14 protein-coding genes and 1 tRNA gene are annotated in these 17,420 nt (G+C 64.1%); 5 read left to right on the plus strand and 10 right to left on the minus strand.

Features of this window, described 5'->3' with window-relative positions; translation table 11 throughout:
• Window positions 1-226: 226 nt before the first annotated feature.
• From ABXH26_RS16145 to ABXH26_RS16155, 3 genes are all read right to left on the minus strand, one after another.
• Window positions 227-1,075 carry an SMP-30/gluconolactonase/LRE family protein gene (locus ABXH26_RS16145; protein WP_353568130.1) on the minus strand — a complete coding sequence of 283 codons (849 nt, stop codon included), beginning with the start codon at window positions 1,073-1,075 and terminating at the stop codon, window positions 227-229.
• A gap of 182 nt (window positions 1,076-1,257) precedes the next feature.
• Window positions 1,258-3,351, minus strand: coding sequence for a polyphosphate kinase 1 (gene ppk1, locus ABXH26_RS16150; protein WP_353568131.1), 2,094 nt, complete (start codon window positions 3,349-3,351; stop codon window positions 1,258-1,260).
• A gap of 9 nt (window positions 3,352-3,360) precedes the next feature.
• Window positions 3,361-4,914 carry a Ppx/GppA phosphatase family protein gene (locus ABXH26_RS16155; RefSeq protein WP_353568132.1) on the minus strand — a complete coding sequence of 518 codons (1,554 nt, stop codon included), beginning with the start codon at window positions 4,912-4,914 and terminating at the stop codon, window positions 3,361-3,363.
• Window positions 4,915-5,029: 115 nt separating this feature from the next.
• Here ABXH26_RS16155 and ABXH26_RS16160 point away from each other — a divergent pair, with 115 nt between their 5' ends.
• Both ABXH26_RS16160 and ABXH26_RS16165 read left to right on the plus strand, forming a co-directional pair.
• Window positions 5,030-5,857, plus strand: a complete 828-nt coding sequence (locus ABXH26_RS16160; RefSeq protein WP_353568133.1) for a PPK2 family polyphosphate kinase — start codon at window positions 5,030-5,032, stop codon at window positions 5,855-5,857.
• 31 nt (window positions 5,858-5,888) lie between these two features.
• Window positions 5,889-6,302, plus strand: coding sequence for a DUF4259 domain-containing protein (locus ABXH26_RS16165; protein WP_353568134.1), 414 nt, complete (start codon window positions 5,889-5,891; stop codon window positions 6,300-6,302).
• Between the two features lie 95 nt (window positions 6,303-6,397).
• Here the strand turns inward: ABXH26_RS16165 and ABXH26_RS16170 are convergent.
• The 4 genes from ABXH26_RS16170 to ABXH26_RS16185 all read right to left on the minus strand — a co-directional run bounded on the left by ABXH26_RS16170 (window position 6,398) and on the right by ABXH26_RS16185 (window position 9,262).
• A tRNA-Arg gene (locus ABXH26_RS16170) sits at window positions 6,398-6,472 on the minus strand.
• Between the two features lie 82 nt (window positions 6,473-6,554).
• A complete protein-coding gene (gene pyrG / locus ABXH26_RS16175) occupies window positions 6,555-8,180 on the minus strand; it encodes a CTP synthase (RefSeq protein ID WP_353568135.1) in 1,626 nt (541 codons plus the stop codon).
• A gap of 25 nt (window positions 8,181-8,205) precedes the next feature.
• Entirely contained in the window at window positions 8,206-8,958 is a 753-nt protein-coding gene (kdsB, locus tag ABXH26_RS16180) for a 3-deoxy-manno-octulosonate cytidylyltransferase (protein WP_353568136.1), read from the minus strand.
• Window positions 8,959-9,028: 70 nt separating this feature from the next.
• Complete coding sequence (locus ABXH26_RS16185; protein ID WP_353568137.1) at window positions 9,029-9,262, minus strand: hypothetical protein; 234 nt, start codon at window positions 9,260-9,262, stop codon at window positions 9,029-9,031.
• 78 nt (window positions 9,263-9,340) lie between these two features.
• On the opposite strand from ABXH26_RS16185, the gene ABXH26_RS16190 reads away from it, so the two are divergent.
• The 3 genes from ABXH26_RS16190 (at window position 9,341) to dnaN (ending at window position 14,069) form a co-directional block, all read left to right on the plus strand.
• Complete coding sequence (locus ABXH26_RS16190) at window positions 9,341-10,996, plus strand: sodium:solute symporter family transporter (RefSeq protein ID WP_353568138.1); 1,656 nt, start codon at window positions 9,341-9,343, stop codon at window positions 10,994-10,996.
• 401 nt (window positions 10,997-11,397) lie between these two features.
• Entirely contained in the window at window positions 11,398-12,828 is a 1,431-nt protein-coding gene (gene dnaA, locus ABXH26_RS16195) for a chromosomal replication initiator protein DnaA (RefSeq protein ID WP_353568221.1), read from the plus strand.
• Between the two features lie 143 nt (window positions 12,829-12,971).
• The gene (gene dnaN, locus ABXH26_RS16200; protein WP_353568139.1) at window positions 12,972-14,069 is read left to right on the plus strand and encodes a DNA polymerase III subunit beta; all 1,098 of its coding nucleotides are present in this window, start codon (window positions 12,972-12,974) and stop codon (window positions 14,067-14,069) included.
• An 81-nt stretch (window positions 14,070-14,150) separates the two neighbouring features.
• On the opposite strand, the gene ABXH26_RS16205 is transcribed toward dnaN, so the two are convergent.
• The 3 genes from ABXH26_RS16205 to ABXH26_RS16215 form a co-directional block, all read right to left on the minus strand.
• Window positions 14,151-15,125, minus strand: coding sequence for an ABC transporter ATP-binding protein (locus tag ABXH26_RS16205; protein ID WP_353568140.1), 975 nt, complete (start codon window positions 15,123-15,125; stop codon window positions 14,151-14,153).
• Between the two features lie 69 nt (window positions 15,126-15,194).
• A complete protein-coding gene (locus tag ABXH26_RS16210) occupies window positions 15,195-15,974 on the minus strand; it encodes a tRNA threonylcarbamoyladenosine dehydratase (RefSeq protein WP_353568141.1) in 780 nt (259 codons plus the stop codon).
• 22 nt (window positions 15,975-15,996) lie between these two features.
• A complete protein-coding gene (locus ABXH26_RS16215; protein WP_353568142.1) occupies window positions 15,997-17,418 on the minus strand; it encodes a cryptochrome/photolyase family protein in 1,422 nt (473 codons plus the stop codon).
• Window positions 17,419-17,420: the final 2 nt, after the last annotated feature.

Consider the following 17,420-nt stretch of genomic DNA (forward strand, 5'->3'; position numbering starts at 1 on the left):
TCTACCATCTACCATCTACCATCTACCATCTACCATCTACCATCTACCATCTACCATCTACCATCTACCATCTACCATCTACCATCTACCATCTACCATCTACCATCTACCATCTACCATCTACCATTTACCATCTACCATCTACCATCTACCATCTACCATCTACCATCTACGATCTACCATCTGCCATCTACGATCTACCATCTACGATCTACCATCTCCGATCTCACCCCCCAAAGCTGTGCGCGGGCAGGCCTTTCACGCCGAGGCCCTTGATGATGAGGAGACGGCCGGCCAGCGCCTCGACCTCGGTTTTGTGGACGCCGGTGGTGATGTAGAGGTCGGACAGGTCCGGCCCGCCGAAGGCACAGGCGGTGGTTTCCAAACACGGCAGGTCGACGCGCCGGAGCTGCTCGCCGGTGTCCGGTGAGTAGCAGGCGACGCAGGCACCGTGGCAGAAGGCGATCCACAGGTTGCCGTCGGCATCGATCGTCATGCCATCGGGCGAGGCGTCGATGGCGGAGGTGTCGATGACGCCACGCAGGTTGCTGAGGTGGCCGTCGGCGTAGTCGAAGGCGAGGACCTCCCTGCGCGGGGTGTCGATGTAGTAGCAGGTGCGACCGTCGGCGCTCCAGACGATGCCATTGGAATTGGTGACGGGGCCGAACACCTCGTGGACCGAGAGGTCGTGGTCGAGCCGGTAGAGGCGGGCGTCGCCGGTTTTTTTGACGAGCGAAATGGTGCCGGCGAAAAAGCGGCCGTCGGGCGAGCACTTGCCGTCGTTGAAACGGTTGTCGGGCTTGTCCGGCTCGGGATCGGCGATGTCGGTGAGTTCGCCGCTTTCGGGATCGAGGAAATGGAAGCCGCTGTCGCCGGCGATGACGAGACCGCCGGAATCGCGGACCACGACGGTGCCGACGCGCTCGCCGACGTTCCAGGACTTTTCCTCACCCGTGGACGGGGTGAAACGGTGGACTTGGTGGCCTTCGATATCGACGTAGTAGAGGGCGTCCTGATGCCAGAGCGGGCCTTCGCCCCATTGCGAGTGGAGATTTCCTGCGGGTTCGATGGTCATGGGTGAAGATGGGAGATGGGAGATGGGAGATGGGAGATGGGAGATGGGAGATGGGAGATGGGAGATGGGAGATAGCGGTTGGGGGCTGTCTATCGAGGGGGTGGGTGGGTCTTGGGGTGAGGCGTGCCGATTTCATAATCGGCGCTCCATGGCCGGCGCTCGATGGCGGGCGCTCCGTTTTTTTACTCCGGGGGGAGGTGGGGATCGAAGCGCATGGCGCGCTCGTGCTCGCGGGCCTTGGCCGAGCGGCGGGCCTCGCGATAGAAGTGCTCCTGGGCCCGGAAGGGCTTTTCGCCTTGGGCGGGTTTGATTTTCTCCGAGCTGCCGTCCGGCAGGATGCGGGAGGCCTGGGTGTTGTCGCGGAAGTAGGTTTCCAGGGTCTTGATCAGCCGGCGGCGGGCGCGGTTGTCTTCGACCGGAACCATCAGCTCCACGCGGCGGTCGAGGTTGCGACCCATCCAGTCGGCGGAGGCGATGAAGACCTCGGGGTCGTCGCCGTTATGGAAATACAGGATGCGGGCGTGCTCGAGGAAGCGGTCGATGATCGAGACCACCTGGATGTTCTTCTGCCGCTTGGAGTTGCCGGGCTTGAGGCAGCAGATGCCGCGGACGTTGAGCTGGATGCTCACGCCGGCGGCGGAGGCGTCGTAGAGCGCGGCGATGATCTCGGGGTCCTGCAGCGAGTTGATTTTCGCGATGATCCTCGCCGGCTCGCCCTGGCGCGCGCGCTCGGCCTCGGAGGCGATGAGGGACAGCAGCCGCGGCTTCATGGCGGTCGGCGCGGGGACCAGGCGCTGGAAACGCAGGAGCTTGGAGCGGCCGGTGACGGCATTGAAGAACAGCGAGGCGTCCGCGCCGTATTCCGGCCGGCAGGTGAGCAGCGAGATGTCGGTGTAAAGGCGGGACGTGGACTCGTTGTAGTTGCCGGTGCCGAGGTGGACGTAGCGCCGCAGCCGGCCGGCCTCGCGGCGGACCACCATGCAGATCTTGGCGTGGGTTTTAAGGCCCTTCACGCCGTAGACGATCTGGGCACCGGCGCGCTGGAGTTCCTCGGCGCGGACCAGGTTGCGGGCTTCATCGAAGCGCGCCTTCAGCTCGACCAACACGGTGACTTGCTTGCCGTTTTCCGCGGCGCGGATGAGGGCATCGATGATGCGCGAGTTCTTGGCGGTGCGGTAGAGGACCTGCTTGATCGCCAGCACGTCGGGATCGGTCGCGGCCTCGGCCAGGAAGCGGACCACGGGCTCGAAGCTTTCGTAAGGGTGGTGGAGGAGGATGTCGCCGCGGCTGATGGCCTCGAAAACGGGCTCGGTCGGTGGAATGTCCGGCGAGGGTTGGGCGGGCCAGTCGGGATCGCGCAGGTGATCGAAGCCGGGCGCGAAGGCCAGGTCCATGAACCCGGAAAGTCCGAGCGGTCCGGGACAGCGGTAGGTTTCCGCGGCGGTGGCGTGGCACAGGTCCTGGATGACTTTCGAAAGGTCGCGCGGCATCGGCGTGCCGAGCTCCAGCCGCACGGTGTCGGCGATCTTGCGCGCGGCCAACACGTCCTCCATTTCGCCGGCGAGGTCGATGGCGTCCTCTTCCTGCACCGCGATGTCGCCATTCCGGGTGACCCGGTACACCGCGGTGGCGGCCAGCGTTTCCCCGGGAAAGAGCGATCCCGCATGGCGGGCGACGACCTCCTCGATCAGCACGAAGGCCTGCGATTCGGCATCCGACTCGACGGGCACCCGGCGGTTCATGTTTTCCGGAATCGGCACCAGCGCATGGCGGACCTCGCCGGTCTCGTCATCGACCAGGCGGCAGGCGAGGGTGATCTGGAGGGCCGGGATCTGCGGCGGCGGACCGTCGGGATCGATCGCCAGCGGTGTGAGCAGCGGGCCGACATGGGAGTGGAAATGCGCGGACACCTGCTCGCTCTGGACCGAGTCGAGGGAGTCGATGGGCAACAGCAGCAGGCCCTGCTTTTCCAGCTCCGGCAGCAGGGTGCCGGAGAGCAGCGCATACTGGTCGTCGAGGAAAGTGAGGACGCGCTTGCGAATGGCCTGGATCTGCTGGTTCGGCGTCATGCCCGAGAGGTCCTTGCGCTGGCGTCCGCTGCGGCGGATCAGCATCAGGCCGCCGACGCGGACCTGGAAGAACTCGTCGAGATTCGAGGCGGTGATGGCGAGGAACTTGAGGCGCTCGAGCAGTGGCAGGTCCGGCCGCAGGGCTTCGTTGAGGACCCGCTGGTTGAACTCCAGCCAGGACAGTTCGCGGTTGAGGTAGGGAAGCATGGGAAGGGGTCAGGCTGGATCTTCGATGATGACGTCGAGGCCGAAGACCTCGGCGAAAAGGTCGCCCTTGCCCTGCATGGCGAGGCGCTCGACGGCAACATCGCTGACGCCCGGCAGGCGCAGGCTGAGGCGGTGCTTGTCGTGGGAGACGATGATGTCCCGCACGCGCTGGGCGTGGGTGCGCTCGAGGGCGTCGGCGACGCGCAGGATGGCGGCGAGTTTCGAGACCAGGATGCGGTCGGCGGGATCGAGCGCGGCGTAGTTCGGGTGGTCGAGCTTCGGCCCGGAGTGGCGGTGGTAGCGGGAAACGAGGGCGATGATGGTGACGTCGCGGCGGTCGAGGCCGAAGATCTCGCTGTTGAGGATGATGTACTCCGAGTGCTTGTGGTGGGCGCGCGGGCTGACGTAGGTGCCGACCTCGTGGAGGATCGCCGAAACCTTGAGCAGCAAGGCATCGTGCGGGCCCATCCCGTGGAGCTGCTGGAGCTGGTCGAAAAGGTGGAGGGAGATGCGGCCGACGTGCTCGCCGTGGCTGGGGTCCGACTGGTAGCGCGACGACAGGATGCGGGCCGAGCGGAGCACCTCGCGGTCGAGCGAGTCGGTCAGGTTGGCCGAGACGAGGAGGTCGAGCAGCAGGCCCTTTTCATACTCGCTCGAGGGGATGTAGATCTGCTCGGTGTCGAGCGCCTCGGCGATGGCGAGGTTGGTTTCCAGCGAGGACACGAGGGCCTCGGCGGTCTGGTAGTCGATCTGGAAGTGCTGGACCTGCTCGAGATCGCTCATTTCCGCCGCCTGGCGGGCCACCCGGCGGAGCTGCTTCTGCGAGGAGGCGCCCTTGCCATCGGTCAGGAAGCCGGCGATCTGTTGGATCTCGTAGCCGATCAGCACCAAGGCATCGACCTTGACATCGACGTAGTCGAAACGGAGCTGGGTGAGGTTGGCGGAGCCGCTTTCACGGATCACCCGCAGCATCGCCGGGCCGCCATTGTGGGAGCCCTCGATCGCCTCGCGGGTGCGGTGGGCGCCCATGCGGTAGGAGGTGTAGCGGGAAATGGCGCCATCTTCAAACAGCAGCGCGCGGGTGTTGCCGGGGCCGACGTGGATGACCAGGGCCTTGGGCCGCTGCATGGGCGGCATGTCGTTGAGCCGGCGGCGGGTCTTCAGATAGATCAGGCGGGTCATTTCCCCGTCATCGATCGGCACCACGGACAGGCCGCAGGCGATGCGGATGCGGTTGAGGAAACGCTCGTGGTTGGAGGCCTCGACGAGGATGTTGGTGGCCACGGCGCGCACCGAATGATCGAGCTGGATGCCGTTCTCCCGCGCGGTGGCGGCGAAGCCTTCGAGGATGGTGACGATCCGTTCGATGGTTTCTCCGGTGATCTCGCCATGGCGGAAAATGTCGCGGGCCAGGGGAGCGGGCTGTTCGAGGAAATCGACGGGCTCGCGGGTGCCGTCGTCGAGCATCTCCGCGATCAGCATCGAGACCGAGCTGGCGCCGATGTGGATGACCACGGAGGGCGGGGGAGCGGGGTGGGATTCGGGCGGAGCCGGAGCGGACATCAGAGGCTGAGAGTGCCGCGGAGCCCCCTTCATGCAACGCCGAAAATGTGACAGGGTGCCATTCGGGCAATTGGTTCTTTCCAAGCCAGCAGCACGCCCGCAAGCATGGCCGGGCATGAAATTGGGTGACCCGCGGAAAGCATTCCTCGTCCCTGAAGGCGGCAAGGTGAAGCTCACGGAAAAGGGGGCGGATGACCTTTCGATTTTTCCGGACGGCAGCAAGTCGGACGGCGAGGCGCTGTTCGCGGAGATCGCCCTTCAAATCAAGGCCCAGCAGAAGGTCCTCTACGCCCAGGGCAAGCACCGCGTGCTGGTGATCATCCAGGCCATGGACACCGGCGGAAAGGACGGCTGCGTGAAGAGCGTGTTCGCCTCGGTCGATCCCCAGGGCATCACCGTGAAGTCGTTCAAGAAGCCGACCGAGGAGGAGCTGGCTCATGATTTCCTGTGGCGCATCCACCCCCACGTGCCGCGCAGCGGCGGCATCACCGTCTTCAATCGCAGCCACTACGAGGACATCATCGCCGTGCGGGTGAAGAAGCTCTACGAGGACGAGGTATGGAAACGTCGCTACCGCCACGTGACCGATTTCGAGCAGATGCTCGCCGAGGAGGGCACGACGATCCTCAAGCTCTTCCTCCACATCTCCAAGGCCGAGCAGAAGCGCCGGCTGGAGGCGCGGCTCAGGAATCCCAACAAGCACTGGAAATTCCTGCCCGATGACCTGGCCGACCGGGAACGGTGGGCTGAGTTCCAGCACGCCTACGAGGACCTGATTTCAAAGACCAGCACCCGGCATGCTCCGTGGTATGTGATTCCGGCCGATCGGAAGTGGTTCCGCAACCTCGCGGTGGGGCGGCTTTTCGCCGACACCCTGCAGGATCTGGATCTTGAATATCCCACTGTGTCATGGGACCCGGAAGAGATCCGCATCAACGATTGACAGGCCCGGAACGCTAGGCTGAAACACGGCCATGGGTTCATGGGACACGACTGCTTTCGCAAATGACACCGCCGCCGACTGGCTGGCCGAGCTGGTGGAATCCAACGGCTGGGAGATGATCGACGAGGCCTTTTCGTCCATCCTCGCCGCCGGCGACGATTTCATCGAAGCACAGCAGGGCGAGGAGGGGATTGCGGCCGCCGAGGTGGTGGCATGGATCAACGGCCAGCCGGGCTCGACCGCCGAGGACACCGATGCGCTGGAGCAGTGGATCGACGAGCAGGAGTTCGAGTCCGACACCAGCCGCGCCAAGCGCGCCCGCAAGGTGGTCGACCGCATTTTCAACGAGCCCTCCGAGCTGCGCGATCAGTGGGAGGATGAGGGCGAGTTCGAGGAGTGGCGCAAGGAGCTGACCTCGCTGAAGGACCGGCTCGCGGGAAGCTGAAAAAGAAACGCCCGACCGATGAGGTCGGGCTTTTTCATGTCCGCGGCCCGTGGATGCGGGTCGCAAAAAGAAGCTTCCCCCAAATGGGCGGAGGCTGGCGGACCCGGCAGGAATCGAACCTGCATCTGCGCCTTCGGAGGGCGCCATTCTATCCGTTGAAATACGGGTCCTGAAAGAGCCGGAGCCGCGGGGTTCCGCGGGCGGGCGGGAGTGTTAAGGCCCGCTTTCGGGATTGGCAAGGGAGAAGCGAAATCAGGCGTGCAGCTCGCGGTGAGCGTGCTCCAGCGCGGCCTGGACGAAGCCCGAAAACAACGGGTGGGGCTGGTTGGGCTTCGACTGGAACTCGGGGTGGAACTGGCAGGCGACGTAGTAGGGGTGGTCGGGGACTTCCACGATTTCCACCAGTCCTTCTTCCGCCGAGACCGAGGAAATCACCAATCCGGCCTTCTGCAGGCGGTCCTGATAGTCGGAGTTGAACTCGTAGCGGTGGCGGTGCCGCTCGTGGATCCGTTCCACGCCTCCGTAGAGATCCGCGGCCTTGGTGCCGGCGAAAAGAATGCTCTCGCAGGAGCCGAGCCGCATGGTGGCCCCCATGTCCTGGACGCCCTTCTGCTCTTCTTGAAGGCAGATGACCGGGTGCGGCGTGTTTTTGTCGAACTCGGTCGAGTTCGCGCCTTCCAGGCCGCACACGTCGCGGGCGAACTCGATGGTGGCGATCTGCATGCCGAGGCAGATGCCGAAATAGGGAATCTTGTTTTCCCGGGCGTACTGAGCGGCGAGGATCTTGCCCTCGATGCCGCGGTCGCCGAAGCCGCCGGGAACGAGGATGCCGTGGACCGAGCCGATCGCATCGGCCGCGCCGCGCAGCTCGATGGCCTCGGCCTCGACGCGGACGATCTCCACCTTGGTGTCGTGGCGGGCGCCGGCGTGGATCAGCGACTCGTAGATCGATTTGTAGGCGTCCTGCAGCTCGATGTATTTCCCGACCACGGCGATGACCGTGCGGTTGCGGGGCTTGATGATCTTCTGGACGAAGGTCTCCCAGTCCTCCAGCGCCGGTGAGGGCGTGTGGCCGAGGCCGATCTTGTCGACGACCAGGCGGTCGATCTTGTCCCGCCGCAGGTCGAGCGGGCACTCGTAGATGGTGTGGGCGACATCGCGGAAGGCGACCACGTTCTTGCGCTCGACGTTGCAGAACATGGCGATCTTGCGCCGGCTGTCCTCGTCGAGGTCGGTCTCGGTGCGGCAAATCAGGATGTCCGGCTGGATGCCGATCTCGCGCAGCTTGGCCACGGACTGCTGGGTGGGCTTAGTTTTCGCCTCACCCGCGGCCTTGATGTAGGGCAGCAGGGTGACGTGGATGAAGCAGACGTTTTCCTTCCCGACCTCCAGCGCGAACTGGCGCAGGGCTTCGAGGAAAAGCAGGCCCTCCATGTCGCCGACCGTGCCGCCGATTTCGGTGATGAGCACGTCGACGTCCGGGTTGTCGTCCTTCACCTTGTGCAGGCGTGCCTTGATCTCATCGGTCACGTGTGGGATGAACTGGACGGTCTTGCCGAGGTATTCGCCCTTGCGCTCCTTGCGGATCACGGCGTCGAAAACCTGGCCCGAGGTCAGGTTGTTCATCCGCGAGAGCACGCCGGAGGTGAAGCGCTCGTAGTGGCCGAGGTCGAGGTCGGTCTCGGCGCCGTCGTCGAGCACGTAGACCTCGCCGTGCTGGTACGGCGACATGGTGCCGGGGTCGACATTGAGATAGGGGTCGAACTTCTGCATCAGCACCTTGAGGCCGCGGTGTTCGAGCAGGGTGCCGATCGAGGCGGCCGCCAGGCCTTTGCCGAGGGAGGAGACGACGCCGCCGGTGACGAAGATGAATTTCACGGGAAGTTTGCGAGGGTGCTAGATTTCAGGATTCAGCGAGAAGTCTTTCGATTTCGAGGGCCTGCTCGGGCGTGTCAACGCCGGGTGAGGTGTCGGTGGTGGGGATGACCTGGATCGAGGCGCCGTTTTCAAGCGCACGGAGCTGCTCGAGTGACTCGGCCCGCTCCAGCGGCGAGGGCGGCCAGGTGACGAAGGTTTCCAGAAAGCTACGGCGGTAGGCGTAGATGCCCTTGTGGCGGTAGACCGGAAGGCCGTCCACCGCATTGCGGAAAAAGGGTAGCGGGGAACGGGAAAAATACAGCGCCCGGCCGTCGAGCGCGGTGACGACCTTGACGACGTTCGGGTCGTGGACGGCCGGATCGGCGGGATCGAGCGGGTTGGCGGCGGTGGCCATGTCGAGGGCGGGGTCGGCGGCCATCACGGCGGCGAGTTCGTCGATCAAGGCCGGCTCGATCAGGGGTTCATCGCCCTGGATGTTGACGATGTGGCTGGCCTGCGGCAGCGAGCCGAGCGCCTCCGCGATGCGGTCGGTGCCGGTCGGATGGTCGGGCGAGGTCATGATGACCCGCGCGTCGAAGGCTTCGGCGGCCGATTGGATGCGCGCGTCGTCGGTGGCGATCGCCAGCGCGTCGAGCTTGGTGCATTGGCGGCACCGTTCCCACACATGCTGGATCAGCGGCTTGCCGGCGATGAGGTGAAGGGGCTTTCCGGGGAAGCGGGACGACCCCCAGCGGGCTGGGAGGATGCCGACGATGTGTGTTCCGCGTGAGTCCGACAAGCTGGCGGAGACTACCTTTCGCCCTCGCGGCGGGGCAAGAGCGGTATGGGATTGATTTCGAAAAAGACCGTCAGCCGCTGTCGGACTCGATGTATTTCAGCGCCTTGTCGTAGGAGCAGCCAGTGAGGAAATGCTCGAGCCTGGCCGGGAGGGTGCCGCGGTGGGCCGCGTGCCAGGCGGTGATTTCCCCGGATACCTCTTTCAGGGCCTCGAGGTGCCCGGCGGGATCGCGGGCATACCAGTCGCGGTCGGCGATGATCTCCAGCCGGCGGCGGAGCAGGGCGGCGAGTTCGGGATGTTGCACGCGGACAGCATGAACGCCCGGCCGGCGGGGCGCAAATCCGTCGTGGACGGACCGGGTCAGGGGTTCCTAGGGTCCGCCATGCCGCTTGCAGGGATTTCCGTTCATTTCACGTGGATCGATTGGTTGGTGCTCTTCGGCTACCTCGGGCTGTGCACCTGGATCGGCCACCGCATGAGCGGCACCCAGGCGACCATCCGCGATTTCTTTCTCGGCGGGCGCTCACTGCCCTGGCCGGCGGTCAGCGGCTCGATCATCGCCACCGAGATCAGCGGCGTCACCTTCATCGGCGTGCCCGGCATGTTGTTCGCCATGGAGGGCAATTTCACCTACCTGCAGTGGGCGATCGGCTCGATCCTCGCCCGCTTCGTGGTCGCGAAGTACCTGGTGCCGCTCTATTACGAGCAGGAAATCTACAGCCCGTACGACTACATGGGGAGACGCCTGGGGCGCGGGGCCAAATCGGTGGCCACCGTGCTTTTCACCGCCGGCAGCATCCTCGGCCAGAGCGTCCGCGTGCTGGTGGCGGCCATCCCGCTCAAGGTCGTCACCGGCATGCCGATCGAGACCAGCATCCTGATCATCGGCGTGTTCGCGATCGGCTGGACGCTGATGGGCGGCATGCGCACGGTCATCTGGACCGACGTCCTGCAGTTCGCGATCTTCGCCCTGGGCGGGGTCATCGCGCTGGTCTGGATCGTCGGCAGCCTGCAGGGCGGGTGGGGCGAGTTCTGGGAAACGGCGCGCGGATTCGGTCGCACGAAGCTGCTGGATTTCACCCCCGGCTTCCGCGCCGAGCTGCAGTTCACCTTTTGGGTGGCGATCATCGCCGTGCCGTTCCAGAATCTCACCTCCTTCGGGGTCGATCAACTCAACGCCCAGCGGATGTTCTGCTGTCGCAACGCCAGGGATGCCTCGAAAGCGCTCGTCTTCAGCTGTTTCGGGCAGATTCTGACGCTGCTGATGCTGCTGGTCGGTGCCGCGCTTTTCGTCCACTACCACGTCCATCCCTTCAATGCGGACGAGGCCGCGCTGGTGAAGGCCGGAGGGGAAACGATCGCCGGCAGCAAGGTCCTTCTCCCCGGCGAGCACGACTACGTGTTCCCGATGTGGATCGTCACCGTGCTGCCGACCGGGATCAGCGGCCTGCTGCTCGCCGGCGTGTTTGCGGCCTCCATTTCCAGCCTCGATTCGATCCTTGCCGCGCTCAGCCAGACCACCCTCTCGATGATGTATCATCCGGAGGACCGCACCGACGAGGAGCTGGAAGGGCTCAACCTCGTCTGGAAGTCGCGCCTGCTGGTCATCTTCTGGGGCGTGGCGCTGACCGGCTTCACGCTGCTGCTCAACGTGGCCAAAGAGGGCATCCCCATCCTGCCGCTGGCCTTCGGCATGACCAGCTACACGGTCGGTCCGCTGCTCGGCATCATGGCCTGCGCCATGCTCGGCCGGGGCAGCATCCGGGGCCTTGCTCTCGGCGCGGCGGTGTCGTTCCTTCTGGTCGCCTTGATCCGGGCGGACTTCTGGGTCCTGTGGGGAAAGGCCGGGCTGCCCCTCGCTTGGCTGGCCCCCCTGCACACCTTCGATCCCGTCGCCCTCGCCGAGGGAAAACCGGTCCCGCTCTGGTGCTATGCCTGGGCCTGGCCCGTCACTTCGGTCGTGACCTTCCTCTTCGGTTTTCTCCTCGCTCCGCGCCATACGGTCGGCCGCGCCAAGGTGAGTACGAAAATGATGTAGGACGGGTTTTGCAAGGAACTAGCTGAGGTTCAGGAATCTTGGGAGGGAAGCGTCGGCCTCCCCAGCTCGTGTGACGGGGGCGTCACGTGAAAACGAGGGGGCTTATTTGCTCAAAATCATCTGGAAATCAACAGGTTAAGTGCTTTTCCAAGGATTTTAGATGAGCTTGAAAGTTTGGGAGAACGAACCAAATTTCGGGTCAAGTTCTAAAAAAAATTCGGCGTGGAACCCTTGTGGAAACGACCGTCCTTCCTTGTTCTGTTAGAGTGGCGAGAAAACGGTTTCCCGACGACCGCCCGGCGGGAGTAAACCGGGGCATGTCGTCTCGCGACGGAACCCCGAATCCCCACCCGCGAGTGAAACCCAGAGGAATTGAACGATCGAAAGACTTGGAGAAAGCAATGGAACCGGCGGGAGTGTGCAGCGAAGCGGAGGTAGGAGCGAAGGAGGACGGCAGGGAGGTTTGGACCTCGGCGTGCGGACTTTTGAGCCCGATGGTGGGAGGCGATGCATTCGAACGATGGTTCAAGGCGGCGAAGCTCGGCCCGGTGGCCGACGGGGTGGCCACGGTGGAGGTTCCCAACGAGATCCATCAGGTCTGGATTGAAACCAACTACCTGGACGAACTGAAGTCGGTGTTAGGTGAGGTATGCGATCATCTGGTGCAGGTTCGGATCGAGGTCGTGGAACCGACCGAAGATGTCCCGACCGACGCCGCGGCAGACCCGGCGGAAGCCGCGAAGCCCTCGGACTGGTTCCCGGAAACCCGGGCGTCGGATGTGCCGCTGGTCTTCGACAAGCGCCTGAAGCGGGCCGGATTGAATCCCTCCTTTGCATTCGATGCCTTCGTGGTGGGAGCCAACAGCCAGTTCGCCCACGCCGCCTGTGAAGCGGTGGCCGAGGGCCGGGGCGGAGCCTTCAATCCCTTGTTCATCCATGGCGGACCGGGGCTGGGTAAAACCCACCTCATGCAGGCCGTCGGCCAGGAGTGGCTCAAACGGGTGGAAGGAGCCAAGGTCGTCTATCTCACCTGCGAAAAATTCATCAACGAGTTCATCGAGGCGGTCCGCAAGGGCGATCTCTCCCGTTTCCGCCACAAGTACCGGACCGCGGAGCTGATGCTGATCGATGACGTCCAGTTTCTCGGCGGCAAGGATCGTTCCCAGGAGGAGTTCTTCCACACCTTCAACACGCTGATGGACGGTCACTGCCAGGTCATCCTGACCAGCGACCGCCCGGCCTCGGAAATCAAGCAACTCGAGCCGCGGCTGGTTTCCCGCTTCGAATGCGGCCTCACCGTGGAGCTCCAGCAGCCGGCCTTCGAGACCCGCCTGGCCATCCTTCACAAGAAGGTCGAGGAGTGGGGCGTGCGGGTCGATGACGGGATCCTGCGCCTGCTCGCGGAGCGCCTGAAATCCAATGTCCGCCGGCTGGAAGGCGGCCTGATGCGCGTGGGTACCTACGCCTCCCTGGCCGGCGAGCAGGTGACGGTGGAAAAGGTGGAACACCTGCTGCGCGATCTTTTCCGTGAGGAAAACGTCAGGCAGGTCACGATCGATTCGATCCAGCGCATGGTGGCCGAGCATTACGACATCCGCCTCGCCGACATGACCAGCCGCCGGCGGCCGGCGAGCATCGCGGGGCCCCGGCAAGTGGCCATGTACCTCAGCCGCACGCTGACCAAGAGTTCGCTGATCGAGATCGGCGAGGCCTTCGGCGGGCGGGACCATGGAACCGTGATCCACGCCGTGCGGAAGGTCACCTCGCTGATCGACAGCGATTCCGAATTGCGCGACCGGATCGATCGCATCCAGTCGGAACTCAGACGCTGAGGGACTTCCGAAAGTTTTTGAAATTCAGCGAGGCCCGCTGATCCCCGGAAGCGGGCTTTCTCTCCAAACGAAGGCTTGCCAAGCCTTTGGAAATGCGGAGAGCATGGCCCCGCCGTCCTACAAATCGGGGCGGTACCCGAGCCATGAAGTTCACTGTTTCCAAAGAAGCCCTATTGGAGGGGCTGCAGAAGGTCCAACACGTCGTCAGTACCCGAACCACGCTCCCCATTCTTTCCAACGTTCTCCTGGTTGCGGAAGAGGGTCGCCTGAGGCTGACCACGACCGATCTCGACGTGGGCATCACCGGCTCCGTGGAGGCCTCGGTCAGCAAGGAGGGAGCGACCACGCTTCCCGCCAAGCGGCTGGTCAACATCATCCGCGAGCTCCCCGCCAGCGAGGTGGAGATTTCGGTGGATGCGAAAAACGTGGCCTCCATCCAGTGCGGTCCGTCGTTCTTCAAGATCATCGGCCTCGGGCAGGACGACTTTCCGCCGCTCCCCGATTTCGAAAATGCCAAGGAATACCGCATTCCCCAGTCGCTCCTGCGTGATGGCCTGAAGAAAACCGCCTATTCGATTTCCACCGATGAGACCCGCTATGTGCTCAACGGCATCTACACCTCGTTCCGCGAGGGCAAGCTGACGCTTGTGGCGACCGACGGCCGGCGCCTGGCGATGGTGGAGAGCGACCTCGAATTCCCCGCCAGCCAGGAAGCCGACGTGATCGTGCCGACCAAGGCCGTTCAGGAACTCCAGCGGCTTCTTGGCACCGAGGGCGAGGTGCTGGTCCGCTTGAGCGACAACCAGATTTCCTTTTCCATCGGCGACCACCTGCTGGTCAGCAAGCTGATCGAGGGCAACTACCCGAACTATCGCCAGGTCATCCCGGGGGATTCCAGCATTCGTGTCGAGCTTCCCCGCGAAGCGACGCTGGAGACCGTCCGCCGTGTCTCGCTGCTGTCCTCGGACAAGTCGAACTCGGTGAAGCTGGTCTTCACGCCGAACCAGGTCGAGGTCACCGCCAACTCGCCGGATGTCGGCGAGGCCCGCGAAACGATGGAAGTCCCTTACGATTCGAACGACCTCCAGATCGCTTTCAACCCCGAGTTCCTGAAGGCGCCGCTGCAGAACCTCGAGGAGGAGACGGTCTATCTGGACCTCATCGACGAGATGAGCCCCGGCGTGGTCCGCATCGACGGCAATTTCCTCTACGTCATCATGCCCATGCGGGTGACGAGCTGAGTTGTTCCCAGGTCCGATCTGGAAAAGGCGGGGGTGTCACCCTCGCCTTTTTCGTTTTCCGAACTCCGCGGCTTCGCTGGGCTAGGCGAGGCAGCCGGGGCACTTCTGGGCGTAGTGCCCGGGCTTGATCTCCGCCAGCTCCGGCGGCCGGTCGGTGATGCAGAGTTCGGGTTTTCCAATGCGATTGCGCGGATGAAAGGCGCAGCCGGGAGGCGGGTCGGACATGTCCGGCGGCAGGCCGGGGATGGTGTAAAGCGGCTCGCCCTTGCGATGACGGGCCGGGATGCTCTGCAAAAGAGAGCGGGTGTAGGCGTGGAGGGGACGCTTGAACAGCTCCTGCTTCGGAGCGCTTTCCACGATGCGGCCGGCATACATCACGTTCACGTTGTCGCAAACCTGCGACACCACCTCGAGGTCGTGGGTGATGAAAATCACGGCCGTGCCGAGCTTGCGCTGGCGCTCGCGGATCAGGTCGAGCACCTGTTTCTGCACCGTGACATCGAGGGCAGTGGTCGGTTCGTCGCAGATCAGCAGCTCGGGCCGGGTGATCAGGGCCATGGCGATCATCACCCGCTGGCGCATGCCCCCGGAAAACTCGTGCGGGTAGGCGGTGATCCGCTTTTCCGGATCAGGGATGCCGACCTCGGCCAGCGCTTCAACCGCCCGATGATAGGCGGCCTTTCCGCGCATGCGTTCGTGGATCTCCAATGGTTCGGTAAGCTGTTCCTGGATTCGCATGTAGGGATTCAGCGAGGTCATCGGATCCTGGAAGATCATCGAGATCCGCTTGCCGCGGATGCCGCGGAGCGCCTTTTCCCCGCAGGAGAGAAGATCGACCCCATCGAAAACCGCCGTCCCCGAGTGGATGCGGCCCGGCGGCTGGGGAATCAGCCCGAGCAGGGAGTAGCAGGAGACCGACTTGCCGGAGCCGGATTCGCCGACGATGCCGAGGGTTTTCCCGGGCTCGACGGAAAAGGAAACATCTTCGACGGCGTGGACGACGCCGTTGCGGGTATGGAACCGGGTGGTGAGATGCCGGACGTCGAGCAGAGCCATTGGAAGAACGACTAGAAGGTTGCGCGCCAGCGGGCACGGATTTTTTCCCGCGGGAGCGGATGAAACGATCTAACGGAGGAGGTCGAGGATCCTGGACGCGCAGACCAGCCCGAACGCGGCGGTGACCTGGGTGCAGGAGCCGTAGCCGGCATCGCAACCGATGGCCCCGGGGAGATTCGCGGGTCGCTCGTGGCTGGTGCCACCCTCGCAGGTCGGATAAACCGGGCGCTCGTCGGAGAAGACGGCCTGGATGCCGAAGGGTTCGGGGTCGCCCTTGCTCGCGGCGGGCGGAAAACCGTGCTCGTCGCGCAGCTTGCGGCGGACCGAGGCGAGCAGGGCATCGCGGCCGCTTCGGGAAAGGTCATCGACACGCAGCCGGGTCGGATCGGTCCGGCCGCCGGCCGCTCCGGAGGTGATGGTGGGGAGTTGGCGCTGCCGGCAGGCGGCGAGCAGGTGGCACTTGGCGCGAAGCGAATCGATGGCATCCACCACTGCATCCGGTCCGAGGCCGAGGATCTCGTCGGAGGTGCGTTCGGAATAAAAGGAGGCAACGGGGGTGATCCGGATCTCCGGATGGATGGCCCGCAGCCGGTCGGCCATGGCATCGACTTTGGCCCGGCCGAAATTTCCGTCGAGGGCGTGAATCTGGCGGTTGGTGTTGGTGACGCAGAGGTCATCGGGATCCACGAGGATCAGGTGGCCGATCCCGCTGCGGGCGAGGCTCTCCGCCACCCAGGATCCGACTCCGCCGATCCCGGCTACCAACACGGTTGAGGAAAGGAATTTCTCGAAGGCATCCCGCCCGTAGAGGCGGATGATCCCGGAAAGGCGGTCGTGGGCGGCGGACATGCGTTAGAAAATCGTGACCCGGTCAACCCTTTGCGGCCTTGTGCTTCTTGAAAATGGCCAAGGTTCGCTCGCGCTCTTTCTTGTGGTCGACGATGGGCAGCGGATAATCCTTGGCCAGCGGCCGATGGTCGGCGGGGGGCTCGTGGAGCCGTTTGGCAGGCACGTCCTTGAGTTCGGGCACCCATTTCCGGATGTAGTCGCCCCCGGGATCGTGGCGGGCGGACTGTGACCACGGATTCTGGATGCGGAAGTAGGGAGCGGCGTCGGCGCCGGTCCCGGCCGACCACTGCCAGCCGCCGTTGTTGGATGCGATCTCGCCATCGACCAGGTGCTGCATGAAGTAGCTTTCGCCCAGTCTCCAATCGAGGTGGAGGTCCTTGGTCAGGAACATGGCGACGACCATGCGCAGACGGTTGTGCATGAAGCCGGTCTCGCGGAGCTGGCGCATGCCGGCATCCACGAGCGGGAAACCGGTGAGCCCGTTTTTCCAGGCCTCGAAAAGATCGCCGGGCTCATCCCACGGGAGTCCACGCCAGTCCGGATTGAACTCCTCCTCCAGCACGTGCGGATAGTGGTGGAGGATTGCCATGTAGAATTCCCGCCAGGCGAGCTCCTTGATGTAGGTCTCGATGCTTTTCCTGCTGGAGGCGGAGCGAGCGCGGCCGAGGGCCTTGCTCACCTCCGTGAAGACCTTGCGGATGGAAAGGAGCCCGAAGCGGAGGTCCTGCGAGAGGCGCGAGGTGCCGGCCGTGCCGGGAATGTCGCGCTTTTCCCCGTAGTCCGAAATCCGCTCGGCCACCGCGGTGTTCAGTCGCTCGATCGCCGCCCGCTCGCCCCCTTCGAGAATGCCCTCGGCCGGTTTGGGCAAACCCCAGTGACCGAGGTCGGGAACCTCCTCGGAGTCGATGTCCGCCGGCGTGTTGAGCATGCCCGGCTTTCCCGCGGGTTCTGCCTTGGGCAGGGAAAGCCAGTTGTTCGAGTAAGGGGTATAGACCCGATAGGGATCGCCGGATTTTGTCAGCACCTCGGTGGGTCCGTGAAGCGTATGCTCGTGGAAGCCGTGGCACTCGATTCCCCATTCCACGCACGCCGCCTGGAGCTTCTTCTCCACCCCCTGACCGTGGGGATCCGGATCGCGGTTGAAATGAATGGCCGTTGCCCCGGTATCGCGGACCAGTTTTTCGAGAACCCGGATCGGGTCACCGGAGCGGCAGATCAAGCGGCCTCTCAGGGTTTCGAGATTCTTGGCCAGACTTGCGAGCGACTGGCAAAGGAAGGATTGCCGGTTGGGACCGGTCCACGAGTGATGCTCCTGCCAGGTGCTCGGAATATAAACGGGCACGACCGCGTCCGCGGACCGGGAGGCCTGCAGCAGGGCGGGATTGTCGGAGATGCGGAGGTCGCGGCGGAACCAGTGGATGGAGGGGGGAGGGGAACTCGGCATGG

Source organism: Haloferula sargassicola, assembly GCF_040362925.1.
GTDB classification, from domain to species: Bacteria; Verrucomicrobiota; Verrucomicrobiia; order Verrucomicrobiales; family Akkermansiaceae; genus Haloferula; species Haloferula sargassicola.